Source organism: Bacillus sp. UNCCL81 (assembly GCF_900112535.1).
GTDB lineage: Bacteria > Bacillota > Bacilli > Bacillales > Bacillaceae_G > Gottfriedia > Gottfriedia luciferensis_B.
Window position 1 is genome coordinate 263918 of record NZ_FOMF01000003.1, and the last position, 17406, is coordinate 281323.

The following is a 17406-nucleotide window of genomic DNA, read 5'->3' on the forward strand; positions in this document are numbered from 1 at the left end:
ATCATTTTAAGCAGGATTTAATAAAAAGTCGTCTAATTTATAAGTAAGAACGATAGAAAAAAGCGCTATTTCATAAAAAAAATAAACCTACTAGGTAATTTTGCTTAGTAGGTTTCATATTGTATCTATTTTAAATAATTTAGATAGAATGAATAATAGAAATTAATTCGATTATGAATGAAAAAGGTTTGTTAAAAAACATCCTGTAGAAGGGAATCAGTCTAATGAATGAATATCAACTCAGCCGTTTATTATTATCTATTTCATTAAAAAGGGAAGAAATGGTATTTTTTGCGGAAACTAAAGGGCTTAACGAACATTTGACCTTAAAGGCCAGTCAAGAATTGGACGAGTTAATTATTTCATACCAAAAAAAATTGCTATCGGAATTAAATAAGTCATTTTCATTGAAATAATCTTAAGTTTGATTAATAAGTGTAAAATAATAATATAGAATGAGTTATGTAAAAGAAATTGAAGGGGTTTTATTATGGAAGAGACAAATAGAAAAGATATAGAGCTATCTTTAAAGCTATTTATTGTTTTATCGCGAGCTCATAGAAAGATAAATGATTCTGCAAACAAATCAATTGCTAGTTTTAATTTAAATCCAACTGAATTTGCAGTGCTTGAGCTCTTGTATCATAAAGGAAATCAACCACTTCAACATATTGGAGAAAAAATATTAATTGCTAGTGGTAGTATTACTTATGTTGTAGATAAACTTGAAAAAAAAGGTCTAGTTTATCGAAATCCTTGTAGTGCAGATCGTCGTGTAATTTATGCAGAAATAACTGAAAGTGGAAATAAACTGATGGAAGAAATATTTCCAATGCACGAAGAATTTTTACATGAGCAAATGAGTGATCTATCTAATGAAGAAAAAAATTTCTTAATTCACTTATTGAAGAAAATTGGATACCATGGGTCTAACTAAAAAGCTCTCATTTGATGGGGCTTTTTTTACGTTGTTAAAAACTATCTTTTCTATTAATTACCGAATTTTCGTAAAAGGAGGTTTAATGAGGTTGATTTCCATTACAGGATGCTCGCTTTCCATGGGGCGAGACCTGAGCCTCCTCGGCAAGCCTGTGGGGTCTCATCCTTCCCGCTAATCCCATAGGAGTCGAGCATCCCTCCATTCCAATCAACTTATTCATCAAAAAAAGTCTACAATAAAAACCTAATCAAGTAGCCTTTACTTAGAGTAACTTAAACATAAGAATTTTTTTTTAAACCATTTTATAGGTCAATTTAGAACGAACTTTTATTTATAAACCAATCAAATGAACTTGTTATTCAAAAAATTAGATTATATTTTTAACTTCTGAAAAAAATCTTTCCTAGTATGTGTTGGAAAAATAAAATTGCTCGAACATATTAACATTTAATAAATTCTAATAGATTATCTAAAGTGCAAATTTAATCATCAATAATGTTCATATAATCTCCGTTTTCTCTATTCACCATTTCCAACACTCTTAAAAAGCTCTTATGTGATGGAGCTTTTTTATTTTCAAATTTAAATTTTTTATTAAACATCTATTTATGCTAGTGAAAACTAGTATCTCTGCAATTTTATAGGTAGATTCTAAGTGAATAATTTTTAAATTTTCAGAAATTTATTTAGATTTAGGTTTTTTTACAGGAAGATTTTATATATAATAGCAATATCACAAAAAATGGAGGGATTAACATGGGTTTTCAAGATTACCAGTATTCTAGACCAAATATTAAGAACTTTGGAGAACAGTTTAAACGTTCACTACAAAATTTTTATGATGCTTCAACGGTCTATGAACAAGAATTAGCAATGAATGAAATCAATGATTTAAGAAATGAATTTTCAACAATGGAAAATTTATGTGCAGTTCGCCATTCAGTTGATACAAACGATAAGTTTTATGAGGATGAGCAAGCATTTTTTGATGAGAACACTCCAATTGTTCAATCATATGGGCAACAATATTATAAAGCATTAATCGGTTCTCCGTTTAGAGAGCAACTTGAAGAAAAATATGGCCAGCAATTATTTGCTTTAGCTGAATGTGAAGTGAAAATTCTAAGTGAAGAAGTAATTCCGGATTTACAGGAAGAAAATAAACTAACGACTGAATACGCTAAGTTAGTAGCGGCTGCTAAACTTCCGTTTTATGGTGAAGTGAAAACGTTAGCACAAATTTCAGCACATTTTGAGGATAAAGATCGAGAGGTTAGAAAGACAGCTTACGATACATACTTTGGATACTTCTCGGAGAATCAAGATAAATTTGATGAGATTTACGATAAATTAGTAAAAATCCGAACTCGTATTGCAAACAAACTTGGTTTCTCAAACTTTATTGAACTTGGATATGCTCGTATGATGAGAACGGATTACGATGCAAATGATGTTAAGAAGTTTAGAGAGCAAGTTCTTGAAACAATTGTTCCAATTGCTACCGAATTAAGAGAACGACAAGCAAATCGAATCGGTGTAGAACAACTTTATTACTATGACGATAAATTCGAATTTGTAACTGGTAATGCAACACCAAAAGGTAATCCTGAATGGATTATTGAGAATGGTAAAAAAATGTATGATGAATTATCGAATGAAACAAGTGAATTTTTCAATTTTATGTTAAAAGAAAATTTACTAGACTTAGTTGCAAAGGAAGGAAAACAAGGTGGGGGATATTGTACTTATATTCCAAACTATAAAGCTCCTTTTATTTTCTCGAATTTCAATGGAACATCTGGTGACATTGACGTATTAACACATGAAGCTGGTCATGCATTCCAGGTTTATGAAAGTCGTAAATTTGAAACACCTGAGTATAACTGGCCAACTTTTGAGGCGTGTGAGATTCATTCAATGAGTATGGAATTTTTCACATGGCCTTGGCAAGAAGAATTCTTTAAGGAAGATACGCAAAAATATTATTTTACACATTTAAGTAGTGCAATTACATTTATTAGTTATGGTGTGGCAGTAGATGAATTCCAGCATGAAATCTACGCAAATCCAGACTTAACACCTGAGGAACGTCACGGACTTTGGAAGAGCATTGAAGAAAAGTATTTACCTCATCGAGCAAATGATGGAAATAGTTATTTAGAAAAGGGTGGTTTATGGCAAAGACAAGGGCATATTTACCAATCACCATTCTATTATATTGACTATACATTAGCTCAAATTTGTGCATTACAATTTTGGAATAAAATGCATGAAGACCGAAATTCAGCGTGGTCCGATTATGTTGGACTTTGCCAATTAGGGGGAAGTAAATCATTTTTAGGCTTAGTAAAAGAGGCTAAACTTGAATCTCCATTTAATGATGGCTGTATTGAACAAACACTAGAACCTGTTAGAAAATGGCTAGCAGGAGTTAACGATCAAAATTTATAAGGATTTACTCCGACTTTTTAAAAGTCGGAGTTTTTATTTTGGCTAGAAATGATGAGGAAATGATTCTTTGGCCGATAAAGGACAATTAAAGATAAAAGCAAAAAGAGAAAGGATTAACCTTTCTCTCAGTGTGTAGACAAAGTACTTTAAACTTGATTTTCAGACTGATTGCAAGCGCTTGTCTTTCGAGGCACGAAGCCTGGTGAGGAGCGGAGTTACCCTAGACGGTAATGAGCACCGCAGACAGGCGAAGTAACGAAGAAAGCGAGCGTTTGTCAACAGTCTGAGAGAAAGGATTAACCTTTCTCTTCAAATTAATTATTAACTACTTTGGCAGTTTCCTCAGAATCAGTATGCTTTTTTGTTCTTTTGGTAAAGAACAATTCATATACAACCGGAATAAATACTAGTGTTAATAAGGTCGATGAAGTTAAACCACCAATTACTGTTATAGCTAATCCTTTCGAAATAAGTGTACCACTAGACTTTGTTAATGCTAAAGGTAATAAAGCAGCTATTGTCGCAAATGCGGTCATTAATATAGGTCTTAGACGTGTTTTACCTCCCTCGATAATCGCTTGGCGAAGAGGTAATCTTTTTCGTTCTATATTTTGGCCAATTCGATCGACTAGTACGATTGCATTTGTTGTCACAATCCCAATTAACATTAGTAAACCAATCATTACACTAATTGAAAGCGGTTCGCCTGCTAGGAATAGTGCAACGAATGAACCGATTGGTACAAATACCAATGCTGATAAAATAATAAATGGAATTCGAGCTTTTCCAAAAGTAATTAACATCGTTAAATAAACTAATCCGATTGCAACTCCCATCGCAACACCTAAGTCTTTAAATGTTTGTGTAGTATCATCACTACCGCCGCCACCTTTTAAAGTTACATCAGATGGTAAGTCTACATCTTTTTTCACATCATTGATTACTTCATTTGTTACTTTTGCAATGTCTTTTCCTTTTATTTGAGCAGAAACCTTCGCAAATACTTTGCCATCTAATTTTTGAATGGCAGAATATGTTTCAACGGCTTTAACTTCGGCTACATCTGATAATTTAATTGGTCGTAATTTACCAAGCAATTTAATATTTTTAATATCCTCTACGGATTGGAGTTCTTTATTATAAGTTAATTGCACATTTTGGTCTTTACCATCGATTTTTAATGTTCCCATATTGACAGGATTTGTTTGGTCTGCAACTAAACCTAAGATCATGCCAGCGGATAGACCGTTTTCAGATACTTTTTTCTCATCAACTGAAACAATAACTTGTTTTTGTTTTTCAGAGAAATTATTCGTAACATATTTTAAGTGATCATTCTTTTTCATATAATCTTCAACTTTTTTTGCACTTTCTTGAAGTGCAACTAAGTTATTAGAATATAAATTGATGTCAACATTATTATTTGATGGTGGACCACCAGAAGAGTTTTCTTGTAATCCTACTTTAGCACCTTGAACTTCTGAAGCTGCTACTTTCTCCATTTTACTTTTTGTATCTTTAATAAATTGATCAACATCTGCACTTTGTTTTAAATTAATAAAATAACTAGCTTTATTCTCAGTTTTTAGGCCAGTCATAAAGTCACGGCTACCAACACCAGTAGAAACTTCTTTCACTTGTTTCATATTTAAGAACATCTTTTCCATTTTTAATGAAACTTCATTTGTTTTTTCTAATGATGTAGAGGATGGCAGTTCTAATGAAGCAATGATTGATCGTGAAGATTCATTTGGAATAAATGTAAAACCAAGTCTACCTACTAAAGAGAAAGAACCTGCAAGTAATACAACAGCTAGTATAATGATAATCCATTTGCGATTTAATGATTTTTCAATCACTTTACCATACCAAACTTGAATTTTTTCTTCTTTTTCTTCAGGTGGTACTTTTTTAAATGCATAGCGACCTAAAATTGGAACGATCGTAATCGAAACTAACAATGAAGCAAGTAAAGAAAAAACAATTGTTAAAGCAAATGGTAGGAATATTTTACTAGTAAATCCACCTACAACACCTAAAGGTAAGAAAACGACAATTGTAGTAATAGTAGAAGATGTGACTGCTTTTAATATTTCTTTTGTTGAAGATAAAATTAAATTATTTGAAATGCCTTCTTTTGATTTACGTATTCTTCGGAAAATATTTTCAATTACAACGATACTATCGTCCACTACGCGCCCTACTGCAACTGCCATACCACCTAGGGTCATAATATTTAATGTTATATCTAATTTAAGCAAGAAAATCGATGTAATTAATAATGATAAAGGTATCGATATAATAGCAATAAATGTAGCTCTGAAATTACGTAAGAAAATCAATACTGCTAAAGAGGCGAATAATGCGCCTAATAAACCTTCTTTAATTAAAGATTCAACGGATGACTTTACGCCTTCAGCAGAACTATAACCCACTTTATATGAAATTTCATTTTTGTACTTATCTAATACGTTAATTACTTTGTCAGCTACTTCAACTGTATTTGCATCTTGCTTCTTCGTTATTGCCATTGAAATAGCATCATTTTCGTTATAACGAATTAATTCATCTTTCGAATCTACTGATTCAATTTTAGCGATTTCTCCTAATGAAACTTTCGGAGTTTGAGCATTTTGATTTTGCGCGGTAGAAGTAAAAGATGCAGGCTGTAATTCTAAATCCTTTAGTTTTTGCAGTGTATCTAATTTTTCTTCGACCCGAATTGGAATTTTAATATCGCCATCAGTTATTTTTCCAGCAGGGAAGGATAGGAATTTTGCATTAATTTGATCTTTTATACTTGATAAAGAAAGCCCAAAATTTGCAACTTTTTGCTTATCAACTTCGATTAATAGGGAAGTAGTTTTTCCTCCACCTATCGAAACGCTGTTTACACCTTCAATTTTATTTAAAGCTGGTACGATTTCGTCATTTAAAGTTTTTTCGATATTTGAACCATCTTTTGAAAACATAGAGAGATAATAAATAGGGAATGATCCAAACGAAAAACGGTCTACCTTTGTTGTTACATTTTCAGGTAATCCAGCATCCTTTAATGTTGTATTTATTTGTTGTTCAACCTTATCCATATCCGTATTAAATGGAAATTCTAAATTAATAACAGAAACGCTTTCGAAAGAAGAACTTGAAAGTGTCTTTATACCTTCGATTGATTTAAATGAATTTTCAAGTTTTGTTGTAATCTGCTCATTTATATCATCTGGTGCTGTACCAGGATAAACAACTTGAACAGAGATTGCTGGAAATTCGATATTTGGAAGCTCTTCAACTTTTAATTTTGAATAAGAATATAATCCTCCAAATATTAATAAAAACGAAATAATAAATATTGCTACAGAGTTTTTTAAACTAAATTTAGTTAAAAAGTTCATTAACTACCTTCCTTTCTATAGATCGTGATAAAGTGATAAATATGTATAGTGTGAATTTTCAATCTTTTGATGGCGTTTTTTCTCTCATTCAAGATAAAGCTCTTAAAATTTTATACGATTTTCTTCCTCAATCCTTCTAAAAATAATTAACATAGATTTTCATTTTTTGTGAAATGATAAGATGGCAAGAAATGATTAATTTTAGGAGGTATGAAAATGACAAAATCAAAAAAAGAAAAGGAACGATTTTGGAATGAAAGAAAGTCGAACCATCAGCCACATGATAAAGTAAAATCGTTTAAAGAATTGGACAAAGAAACAAAATAGCCATCTCCTTTACTAAAGAGTGAATGGTACAAGATTTTTTTCGTAAAGATCACTTATCACATTTTCATTTGTAATCATAAAAAAAAGTCCCGTGATATACACGGGACCTGAGACTGATTTGGTAAAAAATTCTAATGAAATTTTAATAGAATCGAAATCTATGTAGTTCGAACCTTTTAAAATATGAATATAAGCAGAATCTACTATTTTTAAACTATTCTGCTGTTCTTACTATTTTATAATTTTTATGGTTTACGACTGTTAGCGGTTCCATTTCTAAATCTCTGAAGTTTTCCATTATGGATATGTCAACAATGACAGAATTTTTATTAACTTTTTGTACTCTACCTTTCAACCCCTGTTTAAACTCAATGATATTTCCTGCTTCTGCAATTTTCATGAGCGTATCTCCTAACAAAGTTTTGACTTGACACCTTCTATAATGCATGAAAACGGTTTAAAGGTAAAGAGAAAATTTAAATTTTTTTACAATTTTGTCTTTTTTCATAAGAAATTATGTTTAAAAACCTTTTGAAAGGCAAAAATGGTTGTAGCACTTTCAGGAGGTTAGTTTGTTGAAAGAATGGTTTGATGAGTTTGAAGTAGAAATTTCAAATGAAATTAAAAATTTGGTTAGTAGTAATACGCTTATAGGTGATCCGATTTTATTTTTTGAAAACATTATTTTAGTACCATTTTTTGAAATGATTTTAGCGCTAGGCGAAGCTCATTCATCATACGAGTTTGCGAGTATTGGAACAGGAATAGAAGTAATTCCTAAAGCATTTTTAGTTTTAAAAGATGGAAAAAGTGAAGTAATTTTAGTAAATAATAAAAATATGAATTTAGCTGTTACAGAAAAAATTCTTGATTTAACGATTTAGTTTCCATTAAGTACATTCTTTGTTAATGTTAGGATTGAAGTTTATTTCTTGTAGCAATCAAAAAAACGATCAAAATAATAAAGGGTGATTATATGGAACAAAATGAATTTATCAATTTGATTGATCAGTTAGTTAAAGGTGAGATTTCAGAAATTAGCGTTACAAAAGATGATTTTTTAGCATTTAGACAAATAATCGTTAATCGAGATGACTTTAAGCACTTCCGTGGAATCGCTCAGCATGGAGGCCATGTAATTTATACTTACTTAGAAGAAGCGAGAAGTTAACTGTATTTATTAAAATCTAAAGTCAAAATAATATTATTTTAATCGTGTACTCATTAAAAGTTTGCGAAAAAAAAAAGTTTTTTTAGCTTTTTTTCTTATTTCGCAAGGTGTTAATGAGTACTTTTTTTGTGAAAATGTTATGACCTCATTTGACAAAAAAATCGTTTTACACTTTATTGCACTCTTCTCCATAATTTGTTAAATTTCATATATTGTTTTATTTCGAGACATATTGTCGAAATGTTTATTTTTTAAATTCAGTACCTATATGTTGTGTTTGTTCTAAAAAGGTAATACAATATGTAGGTATATAATATAAGTATTTTCAATATTCTTACATATTAACGAGGGTGATAATATGGTGATAGTTTACAGTTCAATGACTGGCAATGTTAAGCGATTTGTCAATAAAGTTAGAATGCCGTCAATCCAAATAAAAGATGGACTAAAAATTGAAGTACCGTATATTCTCGTAACCTATACTACAGGATTTGGTAACGTACCTGAAAACGTAAGTACTTTTTTGAAGAGTAATTCGAAGTATTTAAAAGCAGTCAGTGCAAGTGGTAATAAAAACTGGGGAGATTCTTTTGCAGCAAGTGCAGATAAAATAGCATCAGACTATCAAGTTCCAGTGTTATCAAAGTTTGAACTGTCAGGGACAAGTCGAGATGTACAATATTTTATTGAGGGAGTGGAAAAGCTTGAGACATATTGAGCTGAATAATGAATTGACGATTAAAAAAGATGGTTTTTTTGATCTCGCAAAAGATAAAGAAGCGCTTCTTTGTTTCTTAAAAGAAGTTGAAGATAAAAAGATTCAGTTTTCTTCTTTAAAAGAACGCTTAAACTATATGATTCAAGAAAACTACTATTATAATGTTGAGATGGATTACTCCTTTGATGAAATAGAAAAATTATATGAGTTAGTATACAATGCAGGTTTCACTTTTCAATCATATATGGCCGCATCAAAGTTCTTTAAAGATTACGCATTAAAAACAAATGATGGAAAGAATTACTTAGAAGGTTATGAAGATCGAATTGCGATCGTTGCACTATATTTAGGAAGAGGCAATATTGAAAAAGCATTGAAATTAGCAAAAATGATGATTCAACAAAACTATCAGCCTGCTACTCCAACTTTCTTAAATGCTGGAAGAAGTAGAAGAGGCGAATTGGTGTCATGTTTCTTATTAGAAATGGACGATAGTTTAAATTCAATAGGATTTCAAATTAATACAGCAATGCAATTGTCAAAAATCGGCGGTGGTGTTGCACTAAATCTATCAAAACTTAGAGCACGTGGAGAGCAAATTAAAGAAATTGATAACGCTGCAAGTGGTGTTGTTCCTGTTATGAAGCTATTAGAAGATTCATTTTCATATGCTAACCAGCTTGGACAACGTAAAGGTGCTGGTGCATCATATTTAAATATTTTCCACTGGGACGTAGTTGAATTTCTTGATACAAAAAAAATCAATGCCGATGAGAAGAGTAGAATTCAATCACTATCAATCGGTTTAATTGTTCCAAATAAATTCTTTGAACTAGCAGAAAAAAATGAACCATTCTATGTATTCGCACCATATACAGTGTATAAAGAATATGGAATTCATTTAGATGATTTTGATATAGATGAAAGATATGAAGAATTATTAAATAATGAGCGAGTTAAAAAGAAAAAACTAGATTTAAGTGCACGTGATCTTTTAGTAAAAATTGCTGCGATTCAGTTAGAATCTGGTTATCCATATTTAATGTATAAAAGTAATGCTAATAAGCAACATGCATTAAAGGATATTGGCGAAATTAAAATGTCTAATTTGTGTACAGAAATTTTTCAACTACAAGAAACATCAGTCATCAATAACTATGGTGAAGAAGATCAAATCAAACGTGATGTCAATTGTAATTTAGGATCATTAAATATCGTAAACGTAATGGAAAATAAAGCGATCAGAGAATCTGTACATGTTGGAATTGAGGCATTAACAGCTGTAACAGATATGACGGAAATAGAGAATGCACCTACAGTGAAAAAGGCAAATGAAGAACTTCATTCGGTTGGTCTAGGTGCAATGAATTTGCATGGATTTTTAGCGAAAAATGGAATTTCATATGAAAGTGTTGAGGCTAAAGATTTTGCGAATACATTCTTTATGATGGTAAACTTTTATTCTATTGAAAAAAGTATGCTAATCGCTAAAGAAACTGGTAAAACATTTAAGGATTTTGAAAAGAGTGAATATGCTAAAGGTACTTATTTTGAAAAGTATACTTCAAAATCATTTGAACCTAAAACAGATAAGGTAAAGGAATTATTTAATGGGATCTATATCCCGAATGAATTTGACTGGGTTACATTAAGTAAGCAAGTACAAGCGTATGGATTATATAACAGCTATCGTTTAGCAATCGCGCCTACACAATCGATTAGCTACATTCAAAATGCTACTTCATCGGTGATGCCGATTGTAAATGTGATTGAATCTAGAACGTACGCAAATTCAACAACTTATTATCCGATGCCATATTTATCAAAAAATAGTTTCTGGTATTATAAATCAGCTTATGATATTAACCAATTTAAGTTAATCGACTTAATTGCTGAAATTCAGCAACATGTCGATCAAGGTATTAGTACAATCCTTTATGTAAACAGTGATATCTCAACGCGAGAGCTTGCTAGATACTATATTTATGCTAATAAAAAAGGATTAAAGAGTTTATATTACACACGTACTCGTAAATTAAGTGTTGAAGAATGTATTAGTTGTTCAGTATAAAAAGTAGTATTGGACTTTAGTATAGAAGGAGTTCAATAGTCTAAATTGAAATCTAAAATAAATTACTTAATGATCTAAAATGAAAAGCTCGAATATAGAATGCATTATGCATATTGTTCTATATCATCGAGCTTTCTTTATGATTAGGGGGAAATATGAATGAAAGCTGTTAACTGGAATAAAAAAGAAGATGATTTTAGTTTAGTGTTTTGGAAGCAAAATCTATCGCAGTTTTGGACTGAAGAAGAAATTGTCGTTTCATCTGATAAAAATACTTGGAATACATTATCAAAAGAGGAACAATCAGCATTTAAAAAGGTTTTAGGTGGTCTAACATTATTAGATACAAAGCAAGGCGGGGAAGGTATGCCTTTAATCTTAGTTCATCTTAAAAATTTACAAGCAAAAAGTGTACTAGCTTTCATGGGTGCGATGGAAGAAGTACATGCGAAAAGCTATTCGCATATTTTTACAACTCTTGCTACAGAAGATGAAATTGAAGATTTATTTAAATGGGTGGACAAGCATCCAATTTTAACTAAAAAATCGGAATTAATTTCTTCATATTATTTAAATTTATTAAAGCGTGATGTTTCGGATGAAGAGTTATACATGGCAATGGTTGCAAGTGTATTTTTAGAAAGTTACTTATTTTATAGTGGGTTTTTCTTCCCATTATACTTAGCCGGTCAAGGGAAAATGACTGCTAGTGGTGAGATTATTAATCTAATTTTACGAGATGAAAGTATTCACGGTGTATTTGTAGGACTATTAGCACAACAAATATATGACCAATTTACTGATGAACAAAAAACTCGACTTTACAATGAAACAATGTCATTATTAGTTCAATTATATGAAATTGAGTTACAATATACAGAAGAAATTTATTCTCCAATAGGTTTAGTAGATGAAGTTAATAAGTTTATTCGATATAATGCAAACAAAGCGTTAATGAACTTAGGTTTTGATTATTATTTTGATGAAGAAGATATCAATCCAATTGTTTTAAATGGTTTAAAAACGGATACTAAAAATCATGATTTCTTTTCTGTTAAAGGTAATGGGTATGTAAAAGCAGTTACAGTGGAAAAATTAACAGATGAGGATTTTGTCTTTGAATTTTAAATGTAAGGAAGTATGTAAATGAAAGCACTTGTTTTTAGAGAATTTGGTCAATCAGACGTATTAAAATACGAAGAAATAGCAACACCTAAAATTTCAAAAGATGAAGTATTAGTTGAAATGAAGGCTGTAGGTGTTAATTTCGCAGATATCTATCGTCGTAAAGGAAATTATCATTTAGCAGGCGATCCTCCATATATTTTAGGGTATGAAGGCTCTGGAATTATTACCGAAGTCGGTTCGGATGTAACGGACTATAAAGTAGGAGATCGCGTAGCGTTTGCAGATGTTCCTTTTTCAAATGCAGAATATGTAGCTGCAAAGGAATCTCATATTGTTCCAATTCCAGATGAAATTAATTTTGAAATTGCGGCGTCAATTATGCTACAAGGGTTAACTGCACATTATTTAATTAATGATAGTTATAAAATAAAATCAGGTGATGTTGCACTTGTTCATGCAGTCGCAGGTGGTGTTGGTCAATTATTGACTCAAATGATTCTTTTAAAAGGTGGAGAGGTAATCGGATTAACTTCATCACAAGAAAAAAGGGAAAAAGCTTTATCAATCGGTGCGAAAGAAGTATTTTTATATACTGATAATTGGGTTTCACAAATAAAAGAGTTTACAAAAGAAAAAAATGGTGTAGATGTTGTATATGAATCAGTAGGATCGACAATAATGGATAGCTTTGAAGCAACAAAAGTTCACGGTACAGTTGTATTTTATGGAATGGCTGGAGGGGATCCAGTTCATATTGATCCTAGAATGCTAATGGATACTTCAAAAACACTAACTGGTGGAGACTTGTGGAATGTTCTAATTTCAAAAGAAGAGAGACTACGTAGAAGTAATGAGCTATTTAATTGGATCGCAACTAAACAATTAATCGTACAACAACCTACTGTGTTTCCTTTAAAAGATGGTAAGCTTGCTCATGATCTATTAGAAAGTAGAAAATCAACTGGGAAAATCATATTATCTGTTTAATAAAAAGACCAAAACTTTGATGTTTTGGTCTTTTTCACGCTGTTGAAAAACAACTTTGTCAATTAAATTACCAAATTTTCGTAAAAGGAGTAAAGTGATGTTGATTTCCACTACAGGATACTCGCTTCCATGGGGCGAGATTCTTTAGCCTCCTCGGCAAGTCTGCGGGGTCTTTAGCCTTCCCGCTAATCCCATAGGAGTCGAGCACCCCTCCGTTCCAATCAACTTATTCATCAAAAAAAAGTCTAATATAAATTCTAATCAAATAGCCTTTACTTAGAGTAAACTACCAGTTGTTTTATTAAACAGTTAGTAGGTCAATTACTATCGAACATAACTTATTTGAACCTGGTTTTTCTAACAATTAGCCTTAAATATCTTTCCTTCTCAAGAATGAACAATTACAATTATTGGTTGATATTATAAAACTGCTTAAACATATTAGCATTAAAAACCATTAATAGAGCATTTCTCGTTAAATAAATTTTGATTTACCATCCGTTTTACCAATTAATCATTTTATATTTCAACACTCTGAAAAAAATTATTTAATTGGTAATATAATTGTAAAAGTAGTTCCATTATTATCGCTCTTTACGCATATAGTACCGTTATGATTTTGGATTAGTTTTTTAGTTAAAGGTAAACCTAGTCCAGTACCTTCATCTTTAGTTGAGAAGAACGGATCAAATATATATGGTAAATCGGAAGGTGGAATTCCTGATCCATCATCTTTTAATGCGATATAAATAAAATCCTTATCAATATAAGTTGAAATGATAATTGTAAGCAGACCATCTTTTTTTGCATCTAATGCATTATGAAATAAATTTAAAATAACTTGTACAAGTTGGTTTTTATCAAAGAAAATATGTGCTCCTATTAATTCCTCAGATAGGTAGTATTCAATATTAACATTATTTAAAACAGTCTCGCTAAATAATAGTTGTTTTATGTGATTCGATAAAAAATCATTGATATTAATAGGCTCTGGTTTATAGTTGGCATTCTTTGTAATCGATAAAAAGTCAGTAATGATTCCATTTGCTCTATCTAATTCTGGAATCAATAAATCATTAAACAATTGTTTATATTGAGGTGGAGCTTCTTCTTGCAAGAATTGTAAATAACCTCTAACAGTTGTAAGTGGATTGCGGACTTCATGGGCTATACCTGCAGCAATTCTACCTGACATTGCTAGCTTTTCAGAATCCCTTGCCTCGTTTAAATTATGAAATACACCAATTACTCTTGAAATTTCTCCATTAATATCACGAATGATGCGGGTATTGATAATGCCATAGTTAATATTTAAAATTTCCTTATTATAAAATTCTTCACCTGAATAAAGTGTTTGTAGTAAACAAATGTCTTTATCGTCTATTTTTAATAAATTTCTAATATGCCGTCCGATTAATTCGTATTTAGTAATTTTAAAATCAATTGCAACTTGTTGGTTATATAGCGTGATGATCCCATCTTTATCGATAAATACTATGTGATGCGGTAAAGCATCGTAGATGGATTGCAAAGTTCTTCGACTATTAGATAAAAAGTTAGAGAATTTAGTATGTAATGGAATTGTTTCATTATTTGTATTACATAAACTTGTATTTCTAGTTAAATGATTTGAATTGGATAATTCACGAGTTTCATTTGAAAATATAGATCCGGAAGTTATTGAATTTAAAATTGTTTCATACGATTTTACTTTTTCTTCAAGCTCGGTTATTTTATTCTTTAATTCTTGTACTGTCTCGATAATCATTTACACTATACTCCAATTTCTACTAAAATAAGATTATACTGTAGTCATTATATCAAACTAATTCGTTTATTTTAATGAAAATTAGAAATAATTAATTAGTAATGAAAGAACTAGTGGGAGAGAAGTATGGAAATAAAAATTGGAGTTACTGGGTGGGGCGATCATGATAGTTTATACCCAGATCGGATTCACTCTTCAAAAAAATTGAGACAATATTGTATGCATTTTCCAATTGTTGAAATTGATTCTTCCTATTATAGTATTATGCCACAATCAAACTATCAAAAATGGGTAAATCAAACAATAGCTGACTTTTCATTTATCGTTAAAGCGTATGGTGGAATCACAGGCCATTCAAGGCAAAACTATTCTAAAGAGGAACAAATTTTACTGTTGACGCCATTTTTGGAATCAATCCAGCCTTTAATTGAAGCGAATAAATTAAAAGGTATATTATTTCAGTTTCCACCATGGTTTAATTGTAAAAAAGAAAATGTTGAATTATTAAGAACTTTGAAAAGTAAACTAAAAGGTCTTCCTGCAATTTTAGAATTTCGTAATCAGACATGGTTCTATCCTACGTTTTATGAGCAAACGTTGAAGTTTATGGAGGATGAAGGATGGATTCATTCAATTTGTGATGAGCCACAAGCGGGTAATGGAAGTATACCTATCGTATTACATCCTACGAATCCAAATTTAACTTTAATCCGTTTCCATGGTCGAAATGAATACGGATGGAATCATAATGGACAAGATAATTGGCGTGAAGTACGTTATTTATATCGATATAATGAAGAAGAATTATACGAATGGGTAGAACGAATTGAACAGTTATCAAAAAACACAAAAGAAATTTGTATACTGTTTAATAATAACTCTGGTGGAGATGCAGCGGATAATGCTAAACAATTAATGAAGCTGCTAGGTATTGAATTTGGACCATCCTCAACCGAGCAGCTTGAATTATTTTAATTAGATTTTCGTAAAAGAGTTATGCAGCAAACATTAATAAGTAGGAATGCAACAAATGCCAACATTGGAATTGTAATGAATCCAAACCAATTTAAATAATCGCCAGTACAAGGGACCGGACCACACTGGGTTGCTGTTTCCTTCAGTGCAGGAACTTTTTGAATTAAAATATGATAGATTGAAATACACATACCTATTAATGATAAAGGTAAAACATAAATAACATCTTTTATTTTATTTTTATAAAAAGCGATTCCTAATATAAAAACGATTGGGTACATAAAAATTCGCTGATACCAGCATAATGAACAAGGTGTCCAATGATTAATTACTGAAAATGATAAACTACCTAGTGTTGCAATAATACTTACAATCCAGGTGAAAAATAAAATTGATTGCTGTTTCTTCATTCCTTACCATCCTTAATTTGATTTTCGATATAGCTATTGTACCTTTGAATGGAGGAAAAGTGGTATTAAAACGTCGTTTGGTCACTAATTTTTTAGAAATTTAAATTTTAGGTATTAAAGAGCCCGGAAAGAGAATATTCTGGGCTTTTTTTATTTTGATAAAAAGTATATTTTAAAAGCTAAAAAACCTGAGATCATAATCCCAGGTTTTTTTAAATCTATTGAGCGATTGCTGCATCTAATGCGATGACAATCATGTCATTAAAAGTAGTTTGTCTTTCCTGTGCAGATGTTTCTTCACCAGTGAAGATATGATCACTTACAGTTAAAACAGTAAGTGCATCTACATTATGTTTTGCTGCGATTGTGTATAATGCAGTAGTTTCCATTTCTACAGCAAGAACTCCATAATTAGCTAATTTTTCATACATGTCCATATTATCTCGATAGAAAAGATCTGAAGTTAAAATATTTCCTACTTTAACATTTAACCCTTTATTCACTGCACCATCATACGCTTTCTTTAATAAATCAAAGCTAGCACATGGAGAATAATCGAAACCAGGGAATGTTTGACGATTCATATTTGAATCTGTACAAGTCGTCATCGCAATAATGACATCACGAATTTTTACATCTTTTTGAAGTCCACCACATGTACCAACGCGTATCAAAGTTTTTACACCATAACTATTAATCAGTTCATTTACATAAATACCGATTGAAGGTACTCCCATTCCAGTACCTTGAACGGAAATTTTTTGGCCTTTATATGTACCAGTAAATCCAAGCATTCCACGTACATCATTATAACAAACAACATCCTCTAAAAATGTTTCCGCGATATATTTTGCTCTTAATGGGTCCCCAGGTAATAGAATTTTATCAGCAATTGCACCTTGTTCGGCACCAATATGTATACTCATTTAATGTTCCTCCTTAAAACTATGTGTAAATAGCCCATCCATTATCAGTATGTTAGTTTCTACATTTAAATAAAAAACATTCTTATTTGTATGCTACTTAAAGGAAAAAGTAAGATGGACGTAGTACATATTAAATATAGAA

At 30.9% G+C, this 17406-nt stretch carries 16 protein-coding genes; 11 read left to right on the top strand and 5 right to left on the bottom strand.

What is annotated here, in order from left to right; genetic code table 11:
* Nucleotides 1–224 precede the first annotated feature (224 nt).
* From BM319_RS07060 to BM319_RS07070, 3 genes are all read left to right on the top strand, one after another.
* Nucleotides 225–416, top strand: coding sequence for an aspartyl-phosphate phosphatase Spo0E family protein (locus tag BM319_RS07060; RefSeq protein ID WP_025671755.1), 192 nt, complete (start codon nucleotides 225–227; stop codon nucleotides 414–416).
* Nucleotides 417–490: 74 nt separating this feature from the next.
* The gene (locus tag BM319_RS07065; protein ID WP_025671754.1) at nucleotides 491–937 is read left to right on the top strand and encodes a MarR family winged helix-turn-helix transcriptional regulator; all 447 of its coding nucleotides are present in this window, start codon (nucleotides 491–493) and stop codon (nucleotides 935–937) included.
* 759 nt (nucleotides 938–1696) lie between these two features.
* Nucleotides 1697–3391, top strand: a complete 1695-nt coding sequence (locus BM319_RS07070) for a M3 family oligoendopeptidase (protein ID WP_069035501.1) — start codon at nucleotides 1697–1699, stop codon at nucleotides 3389–3391.
* Between the two features lie 314 nt (nucleotides 3392–3705).
* On the opposite strand, the gene BM319_RS07075 is transcribed toward BM319_RS07070, so the two are convergent.
* Nucleotides 3706–6783 carry an efflux RND transporter permease subunit gene (locus BM319_RS07075; protein WP_091022017.1) on the bottom strand — a complete coding sequence of 1026 codons (3078 nt, stop codon included), beginning with the start codon at nucleotides 6781–6783 and terminating at the stop codon, nucleotides 3706–3708.
* A 216-nt stretch (nucleotides 6784–6999) separates the two neighbouring features.
* On the opposite strand from BM319_RS07075, the gene BM319_RS25010 reads away from it, so the two are divergent.
* A complete protein-coding gene (locus tag BM319_RS25010) occupies nucleotides 7000–7110 on the top strand; it encodes a DUF6254 family protein (protein ID WP_235832784.1) in 111 nt (36 codons plus the stop codon).
* A 214-nt stretch (nucleotides 7111–7324) separates the two neighbouring features.
* Here the strand turns inward: BM319_RS25010 and BM319_RS07080 are convergent, their stop codons facing one another.
* Nucleotides 7325–7510: a YkvS family protein gene (locus tag BM319_RS07080; RefSeq protein WP_069035503.1), complete on the bottom strand. Its 186-nt coding sequence runs from the start codon at nucleotides 7508–7510 to the stop codon at nucleotides 7325–7327.
* Nucleotides 7511–7685: 175 nt separating this feature from the next.
* On the opposite strand from BM319_RS07080, the gene BM319_RS07085 reads away from it, so the two are divergent.
* The 6 genes from BM319_RS07085 to BM319_RS07110 all read left to right on the top strand — a co-directional run bounded on the left by BM319_RS07085 (nucleotide 7686) and on the right by BM319_RS07110 (nucleotide 13185).
* On the top strand, nucleotides 7686–7994 hold the full coding sequence (locus tag BM319_RS07085) for a spore germination protein GerW family protein (RefSeq protein WP_091022019.1): 309 nt from the start codon (nucleotides 7686–7688) through the stop codon (nucleotides 7992–7994).
* Nucleotides 7995–8086: 92 nt separating this feature from the next.
* A complete protein-coding gene (gene ykzS, locus BM319_RS07090; protein ID WP_069035505.1) occupies nucleotides 8087–8281 on the top strand; it encodes a protein YkzS in 195 nt (64 codons plus the stop codon).
* Nucleotides 8282–8639: 358 nt separating this feature from the next.
* Nucleotides 8640–8999 carry a class Ib ribonucleoside-diphosphate reductase assembly flavoprotein NrdI gene (gene nrdI / locus BM319_RS07095; RefSeq protein ID WP_069035506.1) on the top strand — a complete coding sequence of 120 codons (360 nt, stop codon included), beginning with the start codon at nucleotides 8640–8642 and terminating at the stop codon, nucleotides 8997–8999.
* The gene (nrdE, locus tag BM319_RS07100; RefSeq protein WP_091022021.1) at nucleotides 8986–11070 is read left to right on the top strand and encodes a class 1b ribonucleoside-diphosphate reductase subunit alpha; all 2085 of its coding nucleotides are present in this window, start codon (nucleotides 8986–8988) and stop codon (nucleotides 11068–11070) included. The genes nrdI and nrdE overlap by 14 nt, the downstream gene beginning before the upstream one ends.
* Before the next feature lie 159 nt (nucleotides 11071–11229).
* Nucleotides 11230–12198: a class 1b ribonucleoside-diphosphate reductase subunit beta gene (gene nrdF, locus BM319_RS07105; RefSeq protein ID WP_069035508.1), complete on the top strand. Its 969-nt coding sequence runs from the start codon at nucleotides 11230–11232 to the stop codon at nucleotides 12196–12198.
* A gap of 18 nt (nucleotides 12199–12216) precedes the next feature.
* Nucleotides 12217–13185, top strand: a complete 969-nt coding sequence (locus BM319_RS07110) for a quinone oxidoreductase family protein (protein WP_069035509.1) — start codon at nucleotides 12217–12219, stop codon at nucleotides 13183–13185.
* 544 nt (nucleotides 13186–13729) lie between these two features.
* Here the strand turns inward: BM319_RS07110 and BM319_RS07115 are convergent.
* Complete coding sequence (locus BM319_RS07115) at nucleotides 13730–14953, bottom strand: two-component system sensor histidine kinase NtrB (RefSeq protein WP_091022024.1); 1224 nt, start codon at nucleotides 14951–14953, stop codon at nucleotides 13730–13732.
* Between the two features lie 126 nt (nucleotides 14954–15079).
* Between BM319_RS07115 and BM319_RS07120 the strand changes: the two genes are divergently transcribed.
* On the top strand, nucleotides 15080–15928 hold the full coding sequence (locus BM319_RS07120; RefSeq protein ID WP_091022026.1) for a DUF72 domain-containing protein: 849 nt from the start codon (nucleotides 15080–15082) through the stop codon (nucleotides 15926–15928).
* Here BM319_RS07120 and BM319_RS07125 read toward each other — a convergent pair.
* Both BM319_RS07125 and deoD read right to left on the bottom strand, forming a co-directional pair.
* A complete protein-coding gene (locus BM319_RS07125; protein ID WP_069035512.1) occupies nucleotides 15925–16338 on the bottom strand; it encodes a disulfide oxidoreductase in 414 nt (137 codons plus the stop codon). The genes BM319_RS07120 and BM319_RS07125 overlap by 4 nt on opposite strands.
* A 218-nt stretch (nucleotides 16339–16556) precedes the next feature.
* Nucleotides 16557–17264, bottom strand: coding sequence for a purine-nucleoside phosphorylase (gene deoD, locus BM319_RS07130; RefSeq protein WP_069035513.1), 708 nt, complete (start codon nucleotides 17262–17264; stop codon nucleotides 16557–16559).
* Between the last annotated feature and the right edge of the window lie 142 nt (nucleotides 17265–17406).